The sequence below is a fragment of the Seonamhaeicola marinus genome (assembly GCF_008085455.1).
This window is the reverse complement of the sequence record NZ_VSDQ01000589.1, coordinates 1-454: the sequence shown is the minus strand read 5'-3', so window position 1 is coordinate 454 and position 454 is coordinate 1. Positions and strand designations below refer to the sequence as shown.

General features: G+C 29.3%; 1 pseudogene. It reads left to right on the top strand.

Annotation, left to right across the window (positions count from 1 at the left end):
• Positions 1–157: 157 nt before the first annotated feature.
• Positions 158–454: pseudogene (locus tag FUA24_RS10665) on the top strand (hypothetical protein); the annotation flags it as partial.

Sequence of the window (454 nt, the reverse complement as noted above, 5' to 3'; positions counted from 1 at the left end):
ACCACAATATATAATAAGCCCAACATGATTCCTTGGTTAAGGAAATCATCCACTGCTTTTTACAAATTGCGACGAAATATCTCATTATCTAATTATTTTGAACAACAAACCTACATAAAATATTTGTAAGTTGTATTTTTGAAATGAATTTTTTTATATGAAACGTTTTTTTATTATTCTAATTTCAAGCATTTTACTGTGTGCTTGTGGCAGTAGTTTTCAAGGGTTTTACAATAATCATAAAGCCGATATAGGGGCAACAAGTTTTCAGGTGCCCAATTTTATGAAAGCGGTTTTAAGTAATGTATCTCATGATGTTAAACATGCCATTGGCAATATTCATGATTTTAAATACATAAAACTTACCAACGTTACTGAAACTAAAAGGCAGCTTTTAATTGCAGAAATGAATGCCGTTACCAAAAACGGATATTTAGATGTTTTTAGAAAAAAT